This window comes from Sphingomonas sp. MMS24-J13 (assembly GCF_044905095.1).
GTDB lineage: Bacteria > Pseudomonadota > Alphaproteobacteria > Sphingomonadales > Sphingomonadaceae > Sphingomonas_I.
On sequence record NZ_CP173258.1, the window covers coordinates 1,656,945 to 1,675,304 of the forward strand.

At 65.0% G+C, this 18,360-nt stretch carries 19 protein-coding genes and 1 tRNA gene; 11 read left to right on the forward strand and 9 right to left on the reverse strand.

All coding sequences use genetic code 11. The features are described 5' to 3' along the window. The first annotated feature begins 7 nt into the window (after positions 1–7). The 4 genes from AB4Z44_RS07820 to AB4Z44_RS07835 all read left to right on the forward strand — a co-directional run bounded on the left by AB4Z44_RS07820 (position 8) and on the right by AB4Z44_RS07835 (position 1,506). Positions 8–217 (forward strand): hypothetical protein, encoded by a 210-nt coding sequence (locus tag AB4Z44_RS07820; protein ID WP_404713488.1) that lies wholly within the window; start codon positions 8–10, stop codon positions 215–217. A 1-nt stretch (position 218) separates the two neighbouring features. Next, positions 219–530: a cell division protein ZapA gene (locus tag AB4Z44_RS07825; protein ID WP_404713489.1), complete on the forward strand. Its 312-nt coding sequence runs from the start codon at positions 219–221 to the stop codon at positions 528–530. A gap of 155 nt (positions 531–685) precedes the next feature. Continuing rightward, on the forward strand, positions 686–1,297 hold the full coding sequence (locus AB4Z44_RS07830) for a 5-formyltetrahydrofolate cyclo-ligase (protein WP_404713490.1): 612 nt from the start codon (positions 686–688) through the stop codon (positions 1,295–1,297). Continuing rightward, positions 1,294–1,506, forward strand: coding sequence for a DUF2842 domain-containing protein (locus AB4Z44_RS07835; protein ID WP_404713491.1), 213 nt, complete (start codon positions 1,294–1,296; stop codon positions 1,504–1,506). The genes AB4Z44_RS07830 and AB4Z44_RS07835 overlap by 4 nt, the downstream gene beginning before the upstream one ends. Positions 1,507–1,561: 55 nt before the next feature. Here AB4Z44_RS07835 and AB4Z44_RS07840 read toward each other — a convergent pair whose 3' ends face one another. The 3 genes from AB4Z44_RS07840 to AB4Z44_RS07850 all read right to left on the reverse strand — a co-directional run bounded on the left by AB4Z44_RS07840 (position 1,562) and on the right by AB4Z44_RS07850 (position 3,779). Beyond that, complete coding sequence (locus tag AB4Z44_RS07840; RefSeq protein WP_404713492.1) at positions 1,562–2,470, reverse strand: S1/P1 nuclease; 909 nt, start codon at positions 2,468–2,470, stop codon at positions 1,562–1,564. A 19-nt stretch (positions 2,471–2,489) separates the two neighbouring features. Continuing rightward, a tRNA-Asp gene (locus AB4Z44_RS07845) sits at positions 2,490–2,566 on the reverse strand. Positions 2,567–2,618: 52 nt separating this feature from the next. Next, on the reverse strand, positions 2,619–3,779 hold the full coding sequence (locus AB4Z44_RS07850) for an AI-2E family transporter (protein ID WP_404714380.1): 1,161 nt from the start codon (positions 3,777–3,779) through the stop codon (positions 2,619–2,621). Positions 3,780–4,163: 384 nt separating this feature from the next. Between AB4Z44_RS07850 and AB4Z44_RS07855 the strand changes: the two genes are divergently transcribed. Continuing rightward, positions 4,164–4,775 carry a cell wall hydrolase gene (locus tag AB4Z44_RS07855; protein ID WP_404713493.1) on the forward strand — a complete coding sequence of 204 codons (612 nt, stop codon included), beginning with the start codon at positions 4,164–4,166 and terminating at the stop codon, positions 4,773–4,775. Here AB4Z44_RS07855 and AB4Z44_RS07860 read toward each other — a convergent pair. The 5 genes from AB4Z44_RS07860 to AB4Z44_RS07880 all read right to left on the reverse strand — a co-directional run bounded on the left by AB4Z44_RS07860 (position 4,772) and on the right by AB4Z44_RS07880 (position 9,948). Next, positions 4,772–5,122: a hypothetical protein gene (locus AB4Z44_RS07860; protein ID WP_404713494.1), complete on the reverse strand. Its 351-nt coding sequence runs from the start codon at positions 5,120–5,122 to the stop codon at positions 4,772–4,774. The genes AB4Z44_RS07855 and AB4Z44_RS07860 overlap by 4 nt on opposite strands. Positions 5,123–5,133: 11 nt before the next feature. Further along, entirely contained in the window at positions 5,134–6,546 is a 1,413-nt protein-coding gene (locus AB4Z44_RS07865; RefSeq protein ID WP_404713495.1) for an MBOAT family O-acyltransferase, read from the reverse strand. Between the two features lie 32 nt (positions 6,547–6,578). Beyond that, the gene (locus tag AB4Z44_RS07870; protein WP_404713496.1) at positions 6,579–7,970 is read right to left on the reverse strand and encodes an SGNH/GDSL hydrolase family protein; all 1,392 of its coding nucleotides are present in this window, start codon (positions 7,968–7,970) and stop codon (positions 6,579–6,581) included. Beyond that, positions 7,967–8,941, reverse strand: coding sequence for a DUF459 domain-containing protein (locus AB4Z44_RS07875; protein ID WP_404713497.1), 975 nt, complete (start codon positions 8,939–8,941; stop codon positions 7,967–7,969). The genes AB4Z44_RS07870 and AB4Z44_RS07875 overlap by 4 nt, the downstream gene beginning before the upstream one ends. 119 nt (positions 8,942–9,060) lie before the next feature. Further along, complete coding sequence (locus AB4Z44_RS07880) at positions 9,061–9,948, reverse strand: prephenate dehydratase (protein WP_404713498.1); 888 nt, start codon at positions 9,946–9,948, stop codon at positions 9,061–9,063. Between the two features lie 145 nt (positions 9,949–10,093). Here AB4Z44_RS07880 and AB4Z44_RS07885 point away from each other — a divergent pair, with 145 nt between their 5' ends. After that, positions 10,094–10,747, forward strand: a complete 654-nt coding sequence (locus tag AB4Z44_RS07885; protein WP_404713499.1) for a c-type cytochrome — start codon at positions 10,094–10,096, stop codon at positions 10,745–10,747. 139 nt (positions 10,748–10,886) lie between these two features. Then, positions 10,887–11,567, forward strand: coding sequence for a tRNA (guanine(46)-N(7))-methyltransferase TrmB (locus tag AB4Z44_RS07890; RefSeq protein ID WP_404713500.1), 681 nt, complete (start codon positions 10,887–10,889; stop codon positions 11,565–11,567). Between the two features lie 17 nt (positions 11,568–11,584). On the opposite strand, the gene ftsH is transcribed toward AB4Z44_RS07890, so the two are convergent. After that, the gene (gene ftsH, locus AB4Z44_RS07895; RefSeq protein WP_404713501.1) at positions 11,585–13,447 is read right to left on the reverse strand and encodes an ATP-dependent zinc metalloprotease FtsH; all 1,863 of its coding nucleotides are present in this window, start codon (positions 13,445–13,447) and stop codon (positions 11,585–11,587) included. A 359-nt stretch (positions 13,448–13,806) separates the two neighbouring features. Here ftsH and AB4Z44_RS07900 point away from each other — a divergent pair, with 359 nt between their 5' ends. The 4 genes from AB4Z44_RS07900 (at position 13,807) to AB4Z44_RS07915 (ending at position 17,949) form a co-directional block, all read left to right on the forward strand. Beyond that, a complete protein-coding gene (locus tag AB4Z44_RS07900) occupies positions 13,807–14,496 on the forward strand; it encodes a Bax inhibitor-1/YccA family protein (protein WP_404713502.1) in 690 nt (229 codons plus the stop codon). 186 nt (positions 14,497–14,682) lie between these two features. Then, complete coding sequence (locus AB4Z44_RS07905) at positions 14,683–14,853, forward strand: hypothetical protein (protein WP_404713503.1); 171 nt, start codon at positions 14,683–14,685, stop codon at positions 14,851–14,853. A 462-nt stretch (positions 14,854–15,315) separates the two neighbouring features. Next, on the forward strand, positions 15,316–16,410 hold the full coding sequence (gene adhP / locus AB4Z44_RS07910; RefSeq protein WP_404714381.1) for an alcohol dehydrogenase AdhP: 1,095 nt from the start codon (positions 15,316–15,318) through the stop codon (positions 16,408–16,410). 27 nt (positions 16,411–16,437) lie between these two features. Then, entirely contained in the window at positions 16,438–17,949 is a 1,512-nt protein-coding gene (locus AB4Z44_RS07915; protein ID WP_404713504.1) for a phytoene desaturase family protein, read from the forward strand. Positions 17,950–18,360 lie beyond the last annotated feature (411 nt).

Sequence of the window (18,360 nt, forward strand, 5' to 3'; positions counted from 1 at the left end):
CAACACGATGACAGACCAAGCCCTGGATGCTGCGGTCGCGCGGCTGGAGCGTGCGGTGGAGCGCATCGACCATGCTGCCCGCGCCCGGGAAAAGGCCGGCAGCGACCTGACGAATGCTTACGCCGCGCTGGAGAAACGGCACGTACAGCTGCGCGCGCGCGTCCAGGAGACGATCGGGCGCCTCGACGTGCTGATCGATTCGGGTGACGCGGTCTAGTATGGGACAGGTGACACTTTCGGTGGGCGGACGGCGCTACGACCTGGCCTGTCGCGATGGCGAGGAAGAGCGCCTCCATACCCTTGCCGCCCTGGTCGATCGCAAGGCCCATGACGCCGGCCAGGTGGTAGGAAGCACTAACGAGGTGCGCCAGCTCCTGCTGGCGTCGCTGCTGCTGGCCGACGAGTTGAGCGATCTGCGTGCGGGTACCATCGCGTCGACCGATCCTTCGCTCGCGCCGACGATCGCGCGGCTGGCCGAGCGTATCGAAATACTTGCCGAGCGCCTTGAGAAGACCGGCCCGACATCCTAGATAGCAAGACGGTGGGAACTGCCCGGTACGATCGTGGCGATTATCCCTGAGGCGATTCATCATCCTAGGGGGCTGTCTCTGGTCGGATCCTGGTCCGAACTAAATGGTCCCCACCTGACGTTAAACGGCGTCAGAGGATATTCCAGAAAACGGCCATGGCGGTCCCACCACCCTCACCTTCCGCGATCCTCGAAGCGAAACAGAAGGTGCGCAGGCAGCTGCGCGCGCTGCGGCGCAATCATGTCGCATTGCTCCGCAAGCAGGGCCGCTACGACAGCGCGATTGGGACGCTGGCCCGCCGACTGCTGGACCATGCGCCGCCGGGCGCCAGCATAGCTCTCTACCACGCCTTCGGAGACGAGATCGATCCCGCGTCGCTCGCCCGGCTGCTCACCGCGCGTGGCCACACTCTCGCCCTGCCGCATGTCGCCGCCGATCGCACGACGATGCGCTTCCTTGCCTGGCATCCCGATCAGCCGCTGGTCACCGGCGCCTTCGGCCTCCACCAGCCGCATGAGGACAATGCGGAAATCGCGCCGGCGATGATCGTCACGCCCTTGGTGGGCTTCGATCGTCAGGGCGGCCGAATTGGCCAGGGCGCAGGCTTCTACGATCGCGCCTTCGCACGCCTGCCCGGCGCGATCCGGATCGGAATGGCCTGGTCTGTCCAGGAAGTCGCGAATTTGCCGCTCGACCCATGGGACGTGCCGCTGCATGCGGTCGCGACCGAGCAGGAATGGATCCCGATCGGAGGAGCCGCCGCATGACACCGAACCCGAGCTGGCGCAAACCCGCCGGCATGTTCCTGATCCTGCTGCTGATCACCGTCTGGTGCGGCGTGATCGTCAGCCAGGCCGATCGCATCGGCTCGCTACCGGGGCTTTTGCAGATTCCGATCTATCTGGTGGCGGGAATCGTCTGGATCCTGCCGCTGAAGCCCTTGCTGCGCTGGATGGAGCTGGGCCGCTGGCGCTGAGTTGCGAAGGCACGGAATAAAATCACCATCCGCAGCCGTCACCCCAACCAGGCGGTCAGGACGCCGGAAACAGGTTCTCGAGCAACCGCGCGATACGGATGCCCGCCTCTCCCAGTCGCCGTTCCGCCAGTCTGCGTGCCCCCACGACATACGGGGCCGACACGACCGGCGCATCCTCGCGGCGCGCGGAGGCGGTGAGTCCGGCCCCCTGATACGCGACCGTCGCCGCCAGCGTCTCGCTCTCCACGGTCCAGTCATGAAATTGCGCTTCCGCCGTGCCGTCGCTGGATGCCACCGCGTCCGGCTTCACGATAGCCTCGGCCTCACGCGCAATCGTCGCGGCAGCGGCGGTATCGGGACCAGGAAGATCGGCGGCGCGATCCCAGAAGACGTGAAGACTGACCGGAGGCCGATCAGCCGCATGGCGCACCCAGGCGATCGTACCGGCGCGATCGCTGCCGGGGAAACGCATGCTGATGCGGTGACCGGCGTGAAGCGGCTGGTGCATGTCGCCGATCAGATGGAGCAACCAGCACGCAGCCACCGCGCGCTCGGCCGGATTCGCGCGCATGTCGCGCACGATCGCCAGATTACGCCGAAACGCCCGCTCTGCCTCGCCGAATTGCAACGGGGCGAATATGTGCCAGCCGGACACGACCCGCAGTTCCTGGTGCCAGCCGGGATGATCGAATTGCGTGCGGCGGACGTCATCGGGCCAGCGCGCCATCAGTTCGAACAGCATGCGATCACGCGCGGGGCCGGCGAGATCGGCGAGCGAAGCATCGAAACGCGCGCGTTCGGGGTGTGCCGCCATCAGTCGTCTGATCGCGTCGATTGCTGCGGCATCGTTCGCTGCCAGCTGATCGAACGCGATGGCGCCGCTCGCCATATGCCCCTGCGCACTCCAGGCATATGCGGGGGCCGAAGCAGCAACAATCGCCATCGCCAGACCAAGACGAACCATGCTTCGTCCAAGGAAAGGATGGCGCGAGTGACGGGGCTCGAACCCGCGACCTCCGGCGTGACAGGCCGGCGCTCTAACCAACTGAGCTACACCCGCAAACGCTTCCGTGCTGCGGAGACGCGCCGACTAGTGAGGGTCTCGTGGGCTGTCAACCGCCATCAGGCGGTGGCGGCATAACTTCCGGCAATGGGCTGGTGAGTGTGCCTTCTTCGAACAGGAAGCCGGCAATATCCGGCGTGCCCGCCGCATCGAGCACGGTCTTGACGATGATCAGCAGCGGCACCGCCAGCAACGCGCCGGTCGCACCCCACACCCAGCCCCAGAAGCTCAGCGAGATCAGAATCAGCAACGGATTGATCGTCAGCCGCCGCCCGACCAGCGCCGGCGTGATCACATTCGATTCGATCAGATGCGCGCCGACGAACACGAGAGGCGGGAATGCGGCGTACCAGGCATCCTTGAACACCATCAGCCCACCCAGCGACAGCAGCAGCGCAGCCGCGATCGGCCCGAGATAGGGCATATAATTGAACAGGGTGACGATGCCGCCCCACATCAAAGGATCGGGCAGCCCGATCAGCCACAGGGCGAACGCCACCAGCGCGCCCAGGCAGACATTGATCAGGGTGATGGTAGCAAGATAGGCCGAGGTCGCGTCGACCATCTCCTGGATCACGCGCGCGGTGGTCAGCGCGCTCGAAAAGCTGCCCCGGCTGGTGATCGTCCGCCGGCGCATGCGCGTCCAGCCAGACAGGAAGAAATAGACGACCAGCACGGCGAAGAACATCTGCAGGATCGCGACAGGCGCCGAGCTCGCCACCACGTCGAGCAACGAATTGGGCGCTGCCGCCACCGGCGCGCGGCCATGCGACGCGCCGCGCATGAAGGTGGCCGACGTATCGCTGACGAATTGATCGAGGCTCGAATAAAGATCCAGCAGCGGCCGCAAATTGTGGCGGATCCGCACGACTCGTTCGGGCAGGAGCGCGAACCATCCGGTCGCGGGGACGATGATCGCGACCACCGCCGCGTTGGCAACCGCGAGGAAGGCGCTGATGCACAGAAATGCCGCCAGTGGCGACGGCACGCGCCGGCGCTCGAACCATTCCAGCATCGGCACGAGGGCGATTGCGATCACCAGGGCAGCGGTGACGGGCAGGAAGAAGCCCGCGCCGGCGCGCAACGCGAACGGCAAGGCGATCATGACGCCGATTCCCGCGAACAAGGCGATCGCCGCCAGCAAGCGGTCGCGGCGCAGGGCTTCGGCGGCGCGACCAGCGATCGCGCTCCGCAAAAGCCCACCGCTCAGCCGCTCTTCCAACGCCAACTCCCCGCGAATCGGACACTCTTCTACCCCGTCACGGAGCAGAAACACGACATCCGTATGGCAGATGTGACTTAAACGGCGAATTGACCGTGAATATTGCGTGATGTGACTAGAAGCACACGAAAAAGTCGCGCCGGATCGTCCAAAAGCGGCGTTTTTCGCGAAGGTGCGGCGGCTCGGGTCATCCCGGTGTCACAACGACTCGTCGTGGTTTCGTTGACCAAACGCCGCGCATGCCCAATTGGCGGCCTCAGAACGGTCGCCTGGGGCAGCGTAACTCGCCTTACCGACAAGACGTAAAATTCGCGGACGCCCCCACTTGTTCCTTGGGGCGCGAGTGGTTTCGCGCACTCGTATGGATTTTGAATGCTTCAGAAGCGATCTCTTGCGCTTCTCTCTGCGACGGGCACGCTCGTCGCCGCGGGGGTGGGTTTCGCCGCGATCACTGGATCGCCAGCCCAATCGGCCTCGCTCCCGTCCATCCCCTATAACGTCGCTACACTCGCGCCGACCGAGGCCACGCTCCAGCCGGCGGTCACGACGGTCCTGCCCGCCATCGAGGCTCCCGCCGCACAGCCGGCGGTGACCCAGGCCGCCAATGCGGTCGATCCCGAAGCTCTCGAATGCATGGCCAAGATCGTCCATCACGAGGCCGGCAACCAGCCGCGCCAGGGCCAGATCGCGGTCGCGCGGACTTTGCTGAACCGAATCAAATCGGGCCGGTTCGGCAGCACGGTTTGCGAGGTCGCCAACCAGCACGGCCAGTTCTTCGACACGACCAGCTACCAGCCGAGCCGCGACAGCGACAGTTGGGCCAACGCCGTCGATGTCTCGCGCGCGGTGCTACGCGGCGACGAAGGCACGCAGGGTGTCGCCCATGGCGCGATGTTCTTCCGCGCGGCCTACAAGCCGGCCAGCAGCTTCTTCCGCAGCCGCCAGCGCGTCGGCGCGATCGGCGATCATATCTTCTATCGCTAATTGGATGCGCCGGCCTGAGGGTCGGCGCCCTCCCCTGCCGGTATTTCGACGCCTTTGGGCGTGAAGCGCGCCGCCTCGGCGCGCTTCCATTGCGCGTGGAGCGCATCGCGCGGGACGCCGAGCCCAATCGCGCGGCTGAATGATACCCAGGCGTCGGCGATCGCCCCGGCCTCAGCCTGAAGCGGGCTCGGCGGCTGATCGTTGATCCAGTCGCGCAGAGAGACGGCATTGCCGACCAGCAGCAGGATACTCGCGAAGAAAATGACGCCCGTCGTCCAGCCGAGCGCGCTTGCGGGCTCCCATTCGGGTTCGGGCAGATCCAGCGGCGACGGGGTTTCCTGCGGCATCGGCGCGCCTTTCAGAACTGGTAGTAGATGAAGGGCGCGACCCCTTCGAAACGCATTGCGTCGATGATCAGGATCACGATGCCTGCCAGCAAGCCCAACGCCGGTGCCGGCAACGCGCGGAGCGCCATCGCCAGACGCTGCCCCATCATCGGCGGGGTGAAATGGATTGCCATGCCGAAAAGGATCAGCACCACCGCCAGCGGGGTCAGCACCGCGCTGGGGGCGTGGCTCGTGCCCATGCCTTGCAGGAATGCGATCGCCTGACCGAAAGTCTCGGCACGGAAGAAGATCCACCCGACCAGCACGATATGGAAGGTTATGATCAGCCCGAGGAAGCGCGGCAGCCGCCACGGCCAGGGGCGGAAACGATCCCAGATCCGTTCGAGCGCGAGCACGCCGCCATGAAGCCCGCCCCAAATGACGAAGGTCCATTTGGCGCCGTGCCAGAAGCCGCCGAGGAGCATCGTGACCAGCAGGTTGATGCACTGGCGCGCGAAACCCTTCCGATTGCCGCCGAGCGCCCCGATGTAGAGATAATCGCGCAGCCAGCTCGACAGGCTGATATGCCAGCGCCGCCAGAAATCCTGCAGCGAGGTGGCGCGATACGGCTGGTTGAAGTTGAGCGGAAAGCGGTAGCCGAGCAAGGCCGCTATCCCGATCGCCATGTCGCTGTAGGCCGAGAAATCGCAGTAGATCTGAACCGCATAACCATAAGCCGCCGCGATCAGATCGGCGCGCGAATGGCTCGACGGATCGAAGAAGACCGGATCGACCAGCCCGGTCGAAAGCTCGGACGCGATCACCGCTTTCTTAAACAGTCCCCAGACGATCAGGATCAGGCCCATGGTCGCCATGTCGCGCGTAAGCTTCGGCGTTTCGGCGAATTGCGGGAGCAGATCGGATCCGCGCACGATCGGCCCCGCCACCAGATGCGGGAAGAAGGACATCAGCAAGGTCACGTCGAGCAGCCGCGCGGGCGCAAGCCGGCCGGCATGGACGTCAGCCAGATAGGACATGCCCTGAAAGGTGAAGAAGGAAATGCCGACCGGCAGCACCACCTGCATCAATGGCAGATCGCGTGCGAACCCGACGGCCGCGAGCACATCGCCCAATTGCTCGATGAAGAAGCCATAATATTTGAAGAAGCCGAGCACGAGCAGATTGCCCGTGACGCCTGCGATCAGGATCGCCTTGCGCCGGCCGGTCTCCCATTCGAGCTGGGCGGCGATCGCCCGGGCGGCGCCCCAGTTGAGCAGAGCCGATCCGATCAGCAGTGCCACGAATTGCCAGTCCCACGCGCCGTAGAAGATCCAGCTCGCCAGCAGCAGCAGGATCTTGCGCCATTCGTTCGATCCGCGGACCGACCAGGTGACGATGTAGACGAGGAGGAAGAACAGCCCGAAGCTAAGCGTGGGGAAGAGCATCTAGCGCGATGCCCAACGACGGAAAAACAAAATCACTTCGCCGCCGCCCGATCCAGATCGGCCTGCAGCCGTTTCGCGATCTCGGCACCGCCCGCCGAGGTATAATGCACATAATCGCTGCGCATCAGCGGAGGGTTCGAATGAAACCAGGCGTCCGCCGTACAGCGCCCGCCCATGCGTGCCTCCCAATCCCAGAAGGCCACATTGAGCGAAGAGGCCACGCTGCGCTGAACCTCCCGCACGGCTTTCAGGGCAGGCGGCGGAAACAATGGTCCGCGTGTCGAAGGCGGCGTCGGCGTCGCCACGACCACTGGCGGCGGGGCAGCCGCCGCATCCGGCGCCATGCCCAGACTGTCGCGCAAATGATCCATGATCGACGCGATCACGCCCTGCGGCGACTGCGTCGCGGGTGCGGCAGGAGGCGTGCTGGCAGCCGTTGCCGGGGCTGGCAGTTGCGCTGGCGTCGGCCCGCAGGGCTCGGACGGTCCGCTATCGGCATTATTGCGCATCTCGGCGCGCCGGCTGAGCGCGTCGGGAGCGCCGAGCAGCAGGATCGGCACATTACCCGCCAGCCGCCGCAGCCGCCCGATCTCGGTGCGCAGGATGATCTCATATTCGAATTTGCTGAAATGCGGTCCGAAGCCTTCGTTGGTACCGAAGGCGACCACGATCAGGTCGGGCCGATAGGCGTTCAGTTCCTCGGCCAGCACGGCATCGTCGGTGCGCTGGAAATGGAGCAATTGGGATCCCACGACGCCCAGGTTCGAGACGACGACACCGCCCGAATCGCGGAACGTACCCCATGAGGTGACCGTCACCGGACCGTCGCTCGCCGCGACTGTGGCGGCGCTGGTCGGTTGCGCGAGCTTGACCGTCCGGCATTCGGGCCGGGGCGTCGGCGACGACAGGTTGAAGGTCACATTCTCGGTACCGGCGCTCAGTGCCAGGCGACCCGCGCCCGGTTGCGCGATCGCGCACACCGTCAGGCGGTCGAACATCTCGCTCGGGTCCGCAATCAGGCTCATGCTCGCGCCATCGGACTGGCTGGTCAGGCTGAACGCCGAGAGGCCGAGCGGCGGTGACGGGCTCGACCAGGCCGAGCCGAAATCGGCCGCGATCTTCCATCCCGGCGACATGCTGACCGTCACGCCGTGGGTCGTATAACCATCATAAGGCCGCCCCGGCGGCAGCACGCCACGCCCGCCATAACCGTAACGCGCTTGCAGGATGGTGCGCCAACCGTTGGTGATCGCATCGCCGGCCGTATGGCTGTCGCCGATCTGGAGGATATGCACGGGCCGCCCCCCGACACCCACGCCCTGCCGCGCCAGCTTGGCGAAGACCGGTGCCAGCGCATGCCCATTGCAAAGCGCGCCGTCGCATCCACCGCCGAGCAGCGCGCCGGCCAGCGCCAGCGCGATCATTGCTGATTCTCCTCGGCCGAATCACTCGCCTGCGCCGGCGCCGCGGCCCGGGCCGCGGCCACGGTCGAGCGGATGCGATCAGCCAGGCCCTTGGAAATCCGCAGATACCCGTTCATCGACATATGGATGCCGTCGCCCGCGCGCAGCAGCTTGGGCGTGCCGTCGGCATCGGCATAATAAGCCTGATAATGGCCGTCGCTATCGACCGTGAATGGCCGGATATCGATATAGGGCACGCCCAATCGCTGCATCGTCGAAGCATAGAAGGCCTCCATCGCGCTCGTATCGCTATCGAACGCGGGATCGCGCATGGCCGGCAACCCCATCCAATAAACCGTCGCGCCATGGCGCCGGAGCATCGCGACATAGGATTCGATCCGCTGGCCGATGATCGCCTGCCAGCTGCTGCTCATCAGCGCGCCGCAATGCGATCCCTCGCACACGCCCTGCACGTCGTTCGCCCCAAATGCGATCACGGCGACCGCGAGCTTGTCGTCGCCGATCTGCGCATTGTCATGCGTTTCGAGGTTGAGGCTGCGGTAGCGGGTGAAGCCGGTCGAGGCCTGCGAATATTTGATCACGCGATAGCCGTCCTTGGCCGGCAGCATGCGATAAAGTGCGGACCAGACACCGTCACCGAAACTGTCGCCGAACACGCCGACGCGAACGACATGATCGCCACCGCGGAGCGTATCGAGCAATTGCTCGACATGGCCATCGGCGGCAGGCACCGTCGTCACCGGTTCGACCACGACGCCCTTCTCCGGCGGCTTCGCGGCGTCGGTCGGCGCGGTCGGGGGTGGGGGCGCGATCGAGGCCGGCGCGCTGGTCACGGGCGCGGCCTGCGGCACCACCACCATCGCCTCGCGCCGGCTACCGCCATGCGCGAACGCGAACCCGATCGCGGCACCCGCCGCGATTCCCAAAAACAAGACGGCGGTGCGATCGAGGAGAAACGTGAAGCGGTTCATTCTCGGATCGCGATGCCGGGTGCCCCCCGGATTGGCAAGAGTTCGCGGCGAACCGTTGCGATGAGGGGAGTCAAATCAGGGGCGTGCGTATCCACCCTTCGCTGGGATGACGTGTTTCGTTAAACCCGCGGCCGCGCCTGCCTGTAGGTCCCCAGCACACGCAGCGATTTGGTATGGAATTTCAATTCCTCGAGCGCCCGCGCCAACGTCGGATCCTCGGTGCTGCCCTCGACATCGCAATAGAATTGCGTCGCAGAGAAGCTGGCGCCGGCCTGATAGCTTTCCAGCTTGGTCAGGTTGACGCCATTGGTCGCGAAGCCGCCGAGCGCCTTGTAGAGCGCTGCCGGCGCATTCTTCACTTCGAAGACGAAGCTGGTCATGCACGGGCCGGCCACCGGCTCCGGATTCGCATTCGGCGCGACCAAGACGAACCGCGTCGTATTGTCGTCGCTGTCCTCGAGTCCTTCGGCAAAGAGCTTCAGGCCATAAAGGTCCGCCGCGAGCCGTGGTGCAATCGCCGCGATGCTTGGATCGCCGATCTCGAGCACCGCGGCTGCCGCGCCTGCCGTATCCGCATAGGGAACCGGGTTGAGCCCATGCGCGCGAAGCCAGTGGCGGCACTGGCCGAGCGCCTGCGGATGGCTCATCGCCTCCTTTATCTCGCCGCCCTCCAGGCCCATCAGCCAGTAGCGGATCGGCATGAAATGTTCGCCGATGATCGACAGGCCCAATTCGGGAAGCAGAAAATGGATGTCCGCGACGCGACCGTGGAGCGAATTCTCGATCGGGATCAAGGCGCTGCCCGCTTTGCCGTCGCGAACCGCGTCCAGCGCTTCCTCGAAACTGAAGCACGGTAAAGGCAGGCAATCGGGCAGCGCCTCGAGGGCGGCGATATGCGAATTACAGCCGGGGGCGCCCTGTATGGCGACGGCGCGGTCGGGTGCGGTGGCGGCCGCCTCGATCATCGCGGCGACACGATCGCGCGCGGGTGCGGGATAGGATTCCATGGTGGCGGCGGCGCATAGGCCGTGCGCCGATCTGCTGCAACCCGCGCAGACAAGGCCAAGGGCCGCTTGCGGACGCGAAAAAGCGCCTCTAAGGACACGACGATACGGCCCGGGGGCCGGAACAGCACCGAAGGTCAGGCAGGGCATGGACGATCGCGCGAATACGATTGCGGGTTGGGTACTGGCGGCGGGTATCGTCGCACTCGGCACCTCGATCGTCACTGGCGAAATGTACCACGCCGAGCGCCCCGAGAAGATGGGCTATGAGGTCCAGGGCGTCGAAGCGGACGCTGGTGCCGGCGGCGCGGTCGCCGAAAAGCCCTTCGCTTTCTACATGAGCCAGGCCGACGCCACCAAGGGCGCCGACGTCTTCAAGAAGTGTGCTGCCTGCCACAATGCGGACAAGGGCGGCGCCAACGCGCTGGGCCCGAATCTCTACGGCGTGGTCGGCGATGCGGTCGCCAGCGGCCGTGGCGGCTTCCCGTTCAGCGACGCGCTGAAGGGCAAGGGCGGCAAATGGGACTTCGACAGCCTCAACGCCTGGCTGACGAGCCCCAAGACCTATGCGCCCGGCACCAAGATGACGTTTGCGGGCCTCTCCAACCCGCAGGAGCGCGCCAACGTCATCGCCTATCTGAATCAGCAGGGCGAGCACGCCTTGCCGCTGCCCGCCGCCCCCGCGGCGGATGCAGCGCCGGCTGCACCGGGCGGTGCGCCGGCCGCGGGTGACAAGGCTGCGTCGGCGGCGCCGACCAAGACCGATGCCGCGCCGACCAAAGCCGACACCCCGGCGAAGTAATATCGAATTGCGTCACCCCAGCGAAGGCTGGGGTCTCAGGGGTCTGGGCGAGCGCCCGTGACGCACGAGACCCCTGCCTTCGGGCACCCGGCAAAGTGCCACTTCGCCGGGACCCTCGCTGGGGTCACGATTTGAAATAATGTCCGATCCCACCACCATCCGCCGCCTTTACGGTCGCCGCCAGGGGCACAAGCTCCGCGTCGGCCAACAGGCGCTCGTCGAAGATCTGCTCCCGCAGATTGCCGTGCCGGAAACGGGCCCGCTCGACGCTGTCACCCTGTTCGGTGACGACCGTCCGATCGAACTGGAGATCGGCTTCGGCCGCGGCGAGCATCTCGCCGGCCAGGCGGCGATGCGGCCCGATCATGGCATCATCGGGTGCGAGCCGTTCCTCGACGGCGTCGTCGGCCTGCTCCTCCATGTCGAGCAGCAGGATCTGCGGAATGTCCGCATCCACATGAATGATGCGCTCGAGGTGCTGGAGCGGCTGCCCGACGCGAGCCTGTCGCGCGCTTACCTGCTCCATCCGGATCCATGGCCCAAGGCACGCCACGCCAAGCGGCGCTTCATGAACAGGGGTCCAATCGACCTGCTCGCCGCGAAGCTGAAGCCCGGTGCCGAATTCCGCTTCGGCACCGATCATCCGATCTATTGCCGCTGGGCGATGATGATAATGGGGCAGAGCCCGCAATTCGACTGGCTCGCCGAGCGGCCGAGTGACTTTCTCGTCCGCCCCGACGACTGGCCCGAGACACGCTACGAAGCCAAGGCACGGCGGATCGGGCATGAAGTCTGGTACTTCCGCTACCGGCGACGTTGATGCGCCAATGCGCGACATCACGCCGCCGCAACGGCCGCGGGAATCCCTTCTGGCTCGGTATGTTTTACAAGCCGATCGAGATCGGCCTCCTCGAGCGTTTCGCGATCGACCAATAGATCGGCCCCCGCCTCCAGTACGGCGCGGCGCTGCTCCAAAATGCCCTTGGCCTTGTCGAACGCGACCTGCAGGATCAGGCGGACCTCGCTGTCGATCAGCGCGGCGGTCGCCTCGCTATGCTCGCGCGTCTGGGCGATATTGGGTTCGTTCAGCCGGTCGAGATAAGGCCGAGTTTGATCGTCATAGACGACATGCCCGATCTTGTCCGACATTCCGTATCGAAGCACCATCGCGCGGGCCATATCCGTCGCCTTGGCGAGATCGTCAGCCGCGCCGGTCGACAGATCCCCGCCGCAGACCAACTCTGCCGCGCGGCCGCCAAGCAGGACCGCCAGGCGATCGGCAAGCTCGCCGCGGCTGAGGATGAAACGGTCCTCGGTCGGTCGCTGCATCGTGTAGCCGAGCGAGCCCATTCCGTGCGGAATGATCGATACCTTGTGGACCGGATCCGCTCCGGGCAGGGTCAGGGCCACCAGCGCATGCCCCATTTCGTGCCGCGCGACGGTCAGGCGCTCCCTAGGGTTCATCAACCGGCCATGTTGCTCGAGGCCGGCGACGATGCGCTCCACCCCGGCCGTGAAATCGTCCATGGTCACTGCATCGGCATTGCGCCTGGTGGCATGAAGCGCGGCCTCGTTGACCAGATTGGCGAGGTCCGCTCCCGTGAACCCGGGGGTCAGCCCGGCGATCTTGTCCGGATCGACATCTTTTGCGGTCTTCGCGGCGCGCAAATGCACCCGCAATATCTGCGCGCGTCCGGTCCGGTCAGGCCGATCCACAAGAACGTGCCGGTCAAAACGGCCCGCCCGAAGCAAGGCAGGATCGAGGATTTCCGGCCGATTGGTCGCGGCGAGGATGACGACGCCGCTGCGGGTGTCGAAGCCGTCCATCTCCGCGAGGAGCTGGTCGAGCGTCTGCTCCTTTTCGTCATGGCCGCCCAGCATCGACAGGCCACGGGCCGATCCCAATGCGTCGAGCTCATCGATGAAGATGATGCAGGGGGCGTGATCGCGCGCCTGCTCGAACAGATCGCGCACTCGTGCCGCACCGACGCCGACAAACATCTCGACGAATTCCGAGCCGGAAATGGAGAAGAACGGAACGCCCGCCTCACCCGCGACCGCCTTGGCGAGAAGCGTCTTACCCGTTCCGGGCGGCCCCACGAGCAAGACGCCTTTCGGCATATGGGCACCGAGCCGGCCGTAGCTGACGGGATCCTTCAGGAAGGCCACCACCTCGCGAAGCTCTTCCTTGGCCTCGTCCACACCCGCTACGTCGTCGAAGGTCACCCCGGTGTCCGATTCGACATAGAGCTTCACCCGGCTCTTGCCGATCGCGAGCAATCCCCCCGCACCCTGCTGCGCCGAGCCGCGCATCATGAACCACCAGATGCCGACCCAAAGCAGGATCGGCGCGATCCAGGACAGCAGCGCGCCTAGCCACCCGCTCCCCGGGCTTGCGCTGAAGCGGACATGATAGCGGTCAAGCTCGGCCGCGAATGCAGGATCGATGCGTGCCGTAACGAACGTGCTGCGTCCTGCGGCGTCCGGTGCCGTATATTTGCCCTGGATCGACGTGTCGGTCAGGACGACTTCGGCCACCCGGCCATCGCGAAGGTGCTGCAGAAATTCGTTATACGGGATCGTCTGCCCGCTCTGGCTGCTGAACAGCAACTGCGCGAGAAGCAGGCCAAAAAAGGCAGCGGTGGCCCAGTGCCAGGGCCGGGTCTGTTTTCGCGGCGGAGGTTTTTGCCCCGGCTTCATAGCCGAGCGATTTGCCGCATCGTTGGACACCGGTTCGGTCCCGAACAGGCGGGATAGCAAACTTGGCCGTGGCGGCTGCGATCGCTGAGGCGTGGTCACGAGCCGGCTTTATCGAACGCGGCGGCGTCCTCCCTATACGTGTTCTCCCGAAGGCAGTTTGCGTCGCCCGTCGACATCCTTCCGGCGGCGAGCCTGGCGGGCCCGCCCACTCTGTCCAAAGGCCTACGTAGCATTGCGGATTGGGAAGCTCGCCAGTCTCGATCAGCCTTTCATCTTTGGGGTCATGCCCGCTGTCGTCGCCGAAGCTCATTCGAAAGGACCAGCATATGCTCAACCGGGCAACAAACTATGATCGCTCCTTGACTGAAGGTGTCCGGCAGGATCCGGGGCTGCGCGACTATATGACATCGGTTTATCTGCGGATGACTGGTGGAGTCGCCGCCTCGTCGGCGGCGTCCTGGCTCGTCGCGCATGACGATACGCTCTCCAGCGCGCTGTTCACTGCCGACGGGCTGACGATATTGGGATGGATTGTGACCTTCGCCCCGCTCGGCCTCGTCCTCTTGCTCAGCGCCGGCATCAACCGCCTGAGCGCGGCGGCAGCGGGCCTGATCTTCCTCGCCTATGCGGTGCTGGTCGGGCTATCGCTGGGCGGCTTGCTACTTGCCTACACCGGCACAAGCCTTGCTACGACCTTCATCGCGACGGCCGCCGGCTTTGCCGCGCTGGCTTGGGCGGGCATGGTCAGCCGCCGCGATCTCTCCGGTCTGGGTGCTTTCTTCACCATCGGCCTGGTCGGGCTGATCGTGGCGATGCTCGTCAACCTGTTCGTCCGCTCGACAAGCTTCGACATGGCGCTGTCCGCGGTGGGCGTGCTGCTATTCGCCGGCTTGACCGCCTTCGACGCGCAAAGGGTAAAACGGCTCTATTATGAAGCGGTGGACGAAGGGCGCGACCGCTCGGCGATCATCGGCGCGCTCACCCTCTATCTCGACTTCCTCAACCTCTTCCTGTTTCTCCTGCGCTTCACGGGTGAGCGCCGCCAATGAGTAACCCCGCAACCTTCTGGCAGGACACCTGGGCAAGCCTCTCGATAGCGCTGATCCATGCCTTGGAAATGCGGCGGCCACCCTATTCGAATTTTCACCCCCTCGGCCCGAGCCACGGCAGAGCGGCGACCGCCGATTTGGCGATTATCGGCCATCCCCCCAACGCAATGCCACGGAAGCTCCACCATGCCTGAATCTGACCCCGACGCCATGGCGTTCGCGGCTGAGGCCGCCAAAATGACCGATGAGGAACTGATGGACACTTGGCTGACGGCTTCCGACGAGGAGAAGGGACATCCGTCGGCTCTCGTGAAAGCCGTCATCGATGAAATGGGGCAGCGTCGCATTCCATTCTAGGTCGGGCATCGGCGCTACGGCGCGGCGATGATCCTCAGCCTTCCATCGCTGGAGTCGAGTGTCCCAGGCAATGAAGGACCACCGTCCAGTGTGATCAGAAAGATGACGGCGATCTCGAATCGATCGGAGATCGCTACCAAACTCGCATCGACCAGCGCGCCCAACGGCGTCACGAGACGCGGCGCCAGCGTAACCGGCCGTTAGGCAAGCGACTAAGTAACAATCCGCATAGGGCTGGTCACCCCGAAGGCTCAAGGTCCGGAGGATGGCGCCGCATCGCAGCGGCACCAAGGCTTCGTCGATGGAGGTCGGGCAGGCCTCTCGGCATGCAGGAAAGGCCTGTGCGATGACCTTTGCGACCACCAGACCCCATTTCGCGAGATCGTGAGACTTTTCGGGACGCGCTGCTCCGACAGGCAGTCGGCGCAACCATCCCCAATCCCAACCCTACGAGGCATGATGATGGACAAGACAATGAAGGCCGCCGTCGTTCGCGAATTCGGCAAGCCGCTCGTGATCGAGGAAGTGACGGTACGCATGCCGGGTCCGGGGCAGATCCTGGTCAAGATCGCGGCGACCGGCGTCTGCCACACCGATCTGCATGCCGCCGAGGGCGACTGGCCGGTCAAGCCCAATCCCCCCTTCATTCCGGGCCACGAGGGCGTGGGCCATGTCGTCGCGGTCGGATCGGGCGTCACCCATGTGAAGGAAGGCGACCGGGTCGGGGTGCCGTGGCTCTACACCGCCTGCGGCCATTGCGTGCATTGCCTGGGCGGCTGGGAGACCTTGTGCGAGGCGCAGCAGAATACCGGCTATTCGGTCAACGGCAGCTTTGCCGAATATGTGATCGCCGATCCCGATTATGTCGGCCATCTGCCCGCCAATGTCGGCTTCGTCGAGATCGCGCCGGTGCTGTGCGCGGGCGTGACGGTCTACAAGGGGCTCAAGGTCACCGACACCAAGCCGGGCGACTGGGTGGCGATCTCGGGCATCGGCGGCCTCGGCCACATGGCGGTGCAATATGCCAAGGCGATGGGGCTCAACGTCGTCGCGGTCGACATCGACGATGCCAAGCTCAAGCTTGCCGAAGAGCTGGGCGCCGCACTGACCGTCAATGCACTGCACGCCGATCCCGCCGCCTTCATCAGGAAGGAGATAGGCGGCGCGCAGGGGGTGCTCGTCACCGCCGTTTCGCCCAAGGCGTTCCAGCAGGCCATGGGCATGGTCCGGCGCGGCGGCACGGTGTCGCTCAACGGGCTGCCGCCGGGCGATTTCCCGCTGTCGATCTTCGACACCGTGCTGAACGGCATCACCGTGCGCGGCTCGATCGTCGGCACCCGGCTCGATCTGCAGGAAGCGATCGACTTCGCCGCCGCCGGCAAGGTCCACGCGACCGTACACACCGACACGCTCGACAATATCAACGATATCTTCGCCCGCATGCATCGCGGCGAGATCGAAGGCCGCATCGTGATCGACTTCGAACAGGATGCGCGAGATCGAACCGACCAAGCCAAGGGCGCTTCCGAAACACCGATGCTCGTCGAACCCGGCTGACGATCGCTGGGATGGAGGCAGCGTGACATGGCACGGCAAGATGCGAGCGACCTGAGACCACCTGAACGCAAGATCGCCATCATTGGCGGCGGCATCGCGGGGCTGTGCGCGGGCGTCTATGCCCGTAAGTCCGGCTATGCGGTCGAAATCCTCGAGCAGCACCAGAGTGCGGGCGGTCTGGCGACGAACTGGCGACGCGGCGACTATACCTTTGAGACCTGTCTGCACTGGCTGCTGGGCTCGAATCCCTTGGGAGACCTGCATGCGGAGTGGAAGGAGGTTTGCGATATCGGCGCGCTCCGGTTCGTCGATCATGGCGAATTCGTACGCATCGAGGACGAGCACGGGGCGACCCTGCGCATCTATTCGGATGCCGATCGCCTCGAGGCCGAACTTTGCCATGTCGCGCCCGAAGATGCAGACGAGATCCACCGGTTCGTAGCCGCCATTCGCCAGCTCGGCGACATACCGCTGCCACCGATCGGCGAGCCGTGGCTGACGCGACTCGCCGGCATGTTCAAGATGCTGCCCGACCTCCCGCTGCTCTGGCGCCTGTCGCACTTGAGCGTCGACGATTATGGGCAACACTTCAGGCACCCGTTGCTTCAGGCCTTCGTGCGCGGCGGCTTCACGGGCAACCTGTCCATATTGGCACTGATCCTGTCGCTGGGGTGGATGGAGCAGAAGAATGCGGGTTATCCGATCGGCGGTTCACAGGCCCTTATCCGCCTCATCCTCGACGAACTGACGCGGCTTGGCGGGCGGATTCGCTTCGAGACGAAAGTGACCAGGATACGCGTCGAGAATGACACCGCGACGGGAGTCGAACTTGAAGACGGCACGACCATCGAGGCTGATTGGGTCATTTCTGCCGCGGATGGTCATGCGACACTGCATGACATGCTCGGCGGCAAATATACCGATGCGGCGTACGATAAGGCGTTTGCCAGCTATGAGCCGTTTCCGTCGTACCTGCAGGTCTCGCTTGGCGTGGCCCGCGACCTCGCGGAGATGCCCGGCTATCTCACGATCCTGCTCGATAAGCCTCTCGAAGTGGACCCGCAGACCCGCCTTCGAACGCTGTCGTTCCGCATTTTCAACTATGATCCGACCTTTGCGCCGCCCGGAAAGACGGCCGTCACCTGCTTCCTGCCGACCCGCAATGTCGATTGGTGGACCGAATATCGCCGCGAGGACCGGCACGCCTACGAAGTGGAAAAGCAACGTGTCGCGGCTGCCGTCATCGCTGTCCTGGACCGCCGGCTACCGGGAATCCGCGCCGATATCGAAACCCTCGACGTGTCGAGTCCGGCATCGGTGATCCGCTACACCGGCAATTGGAAGGGCAGCATGGAAGGCTGGGTGATGACGCCCGAGACCGGGCTCGGAACCCTGCCCCAGACGCTGCCGGGGCTCGAACGGTTCGCGATGATTGGCCACTGGGTCCAGCCCGGCGGCGGCCTCCCGAGCGGACTGCTGACCGCGCGCGCAGCCGTTCAGGCGATCTGCCGTCAGGATCGCGTGAAAATGATACCGTGAGAATGGTGAACTGACCTTCAGCAGCCTGGGGTTCAGCTGCATGAGCTATGGGCCCGGGGGCGGTGGCGCTCGATAACGAGGCCGCTGAGCCGATATTCCGAAATCGTCGGCACCGCGGGCATTCTGACAATGCCGCGGCTGATCGCGTCGAGCATAGGGCAGTTCGTCCGGCGGGGTTGCCAGCGACTCTGCGAGACGCTGCGGGCGCGGTGCGGTCATACATGTTGCCAGATCTCAAGCACGTGGGAGACTTGGCGCGGCCTTGTGGAAGCGGGCTGGCTTCCCCATATTTGCGCTATCGAGTTTTCGGCCGAACGATTTGGCCTCGCCGCTCGAACGTGCCGGACGGAACAGCCTTCGACGAGGGAGGAAGCCCGGCTTCGGGATCCTCGCGGGCCCGCCCGTGGCGCT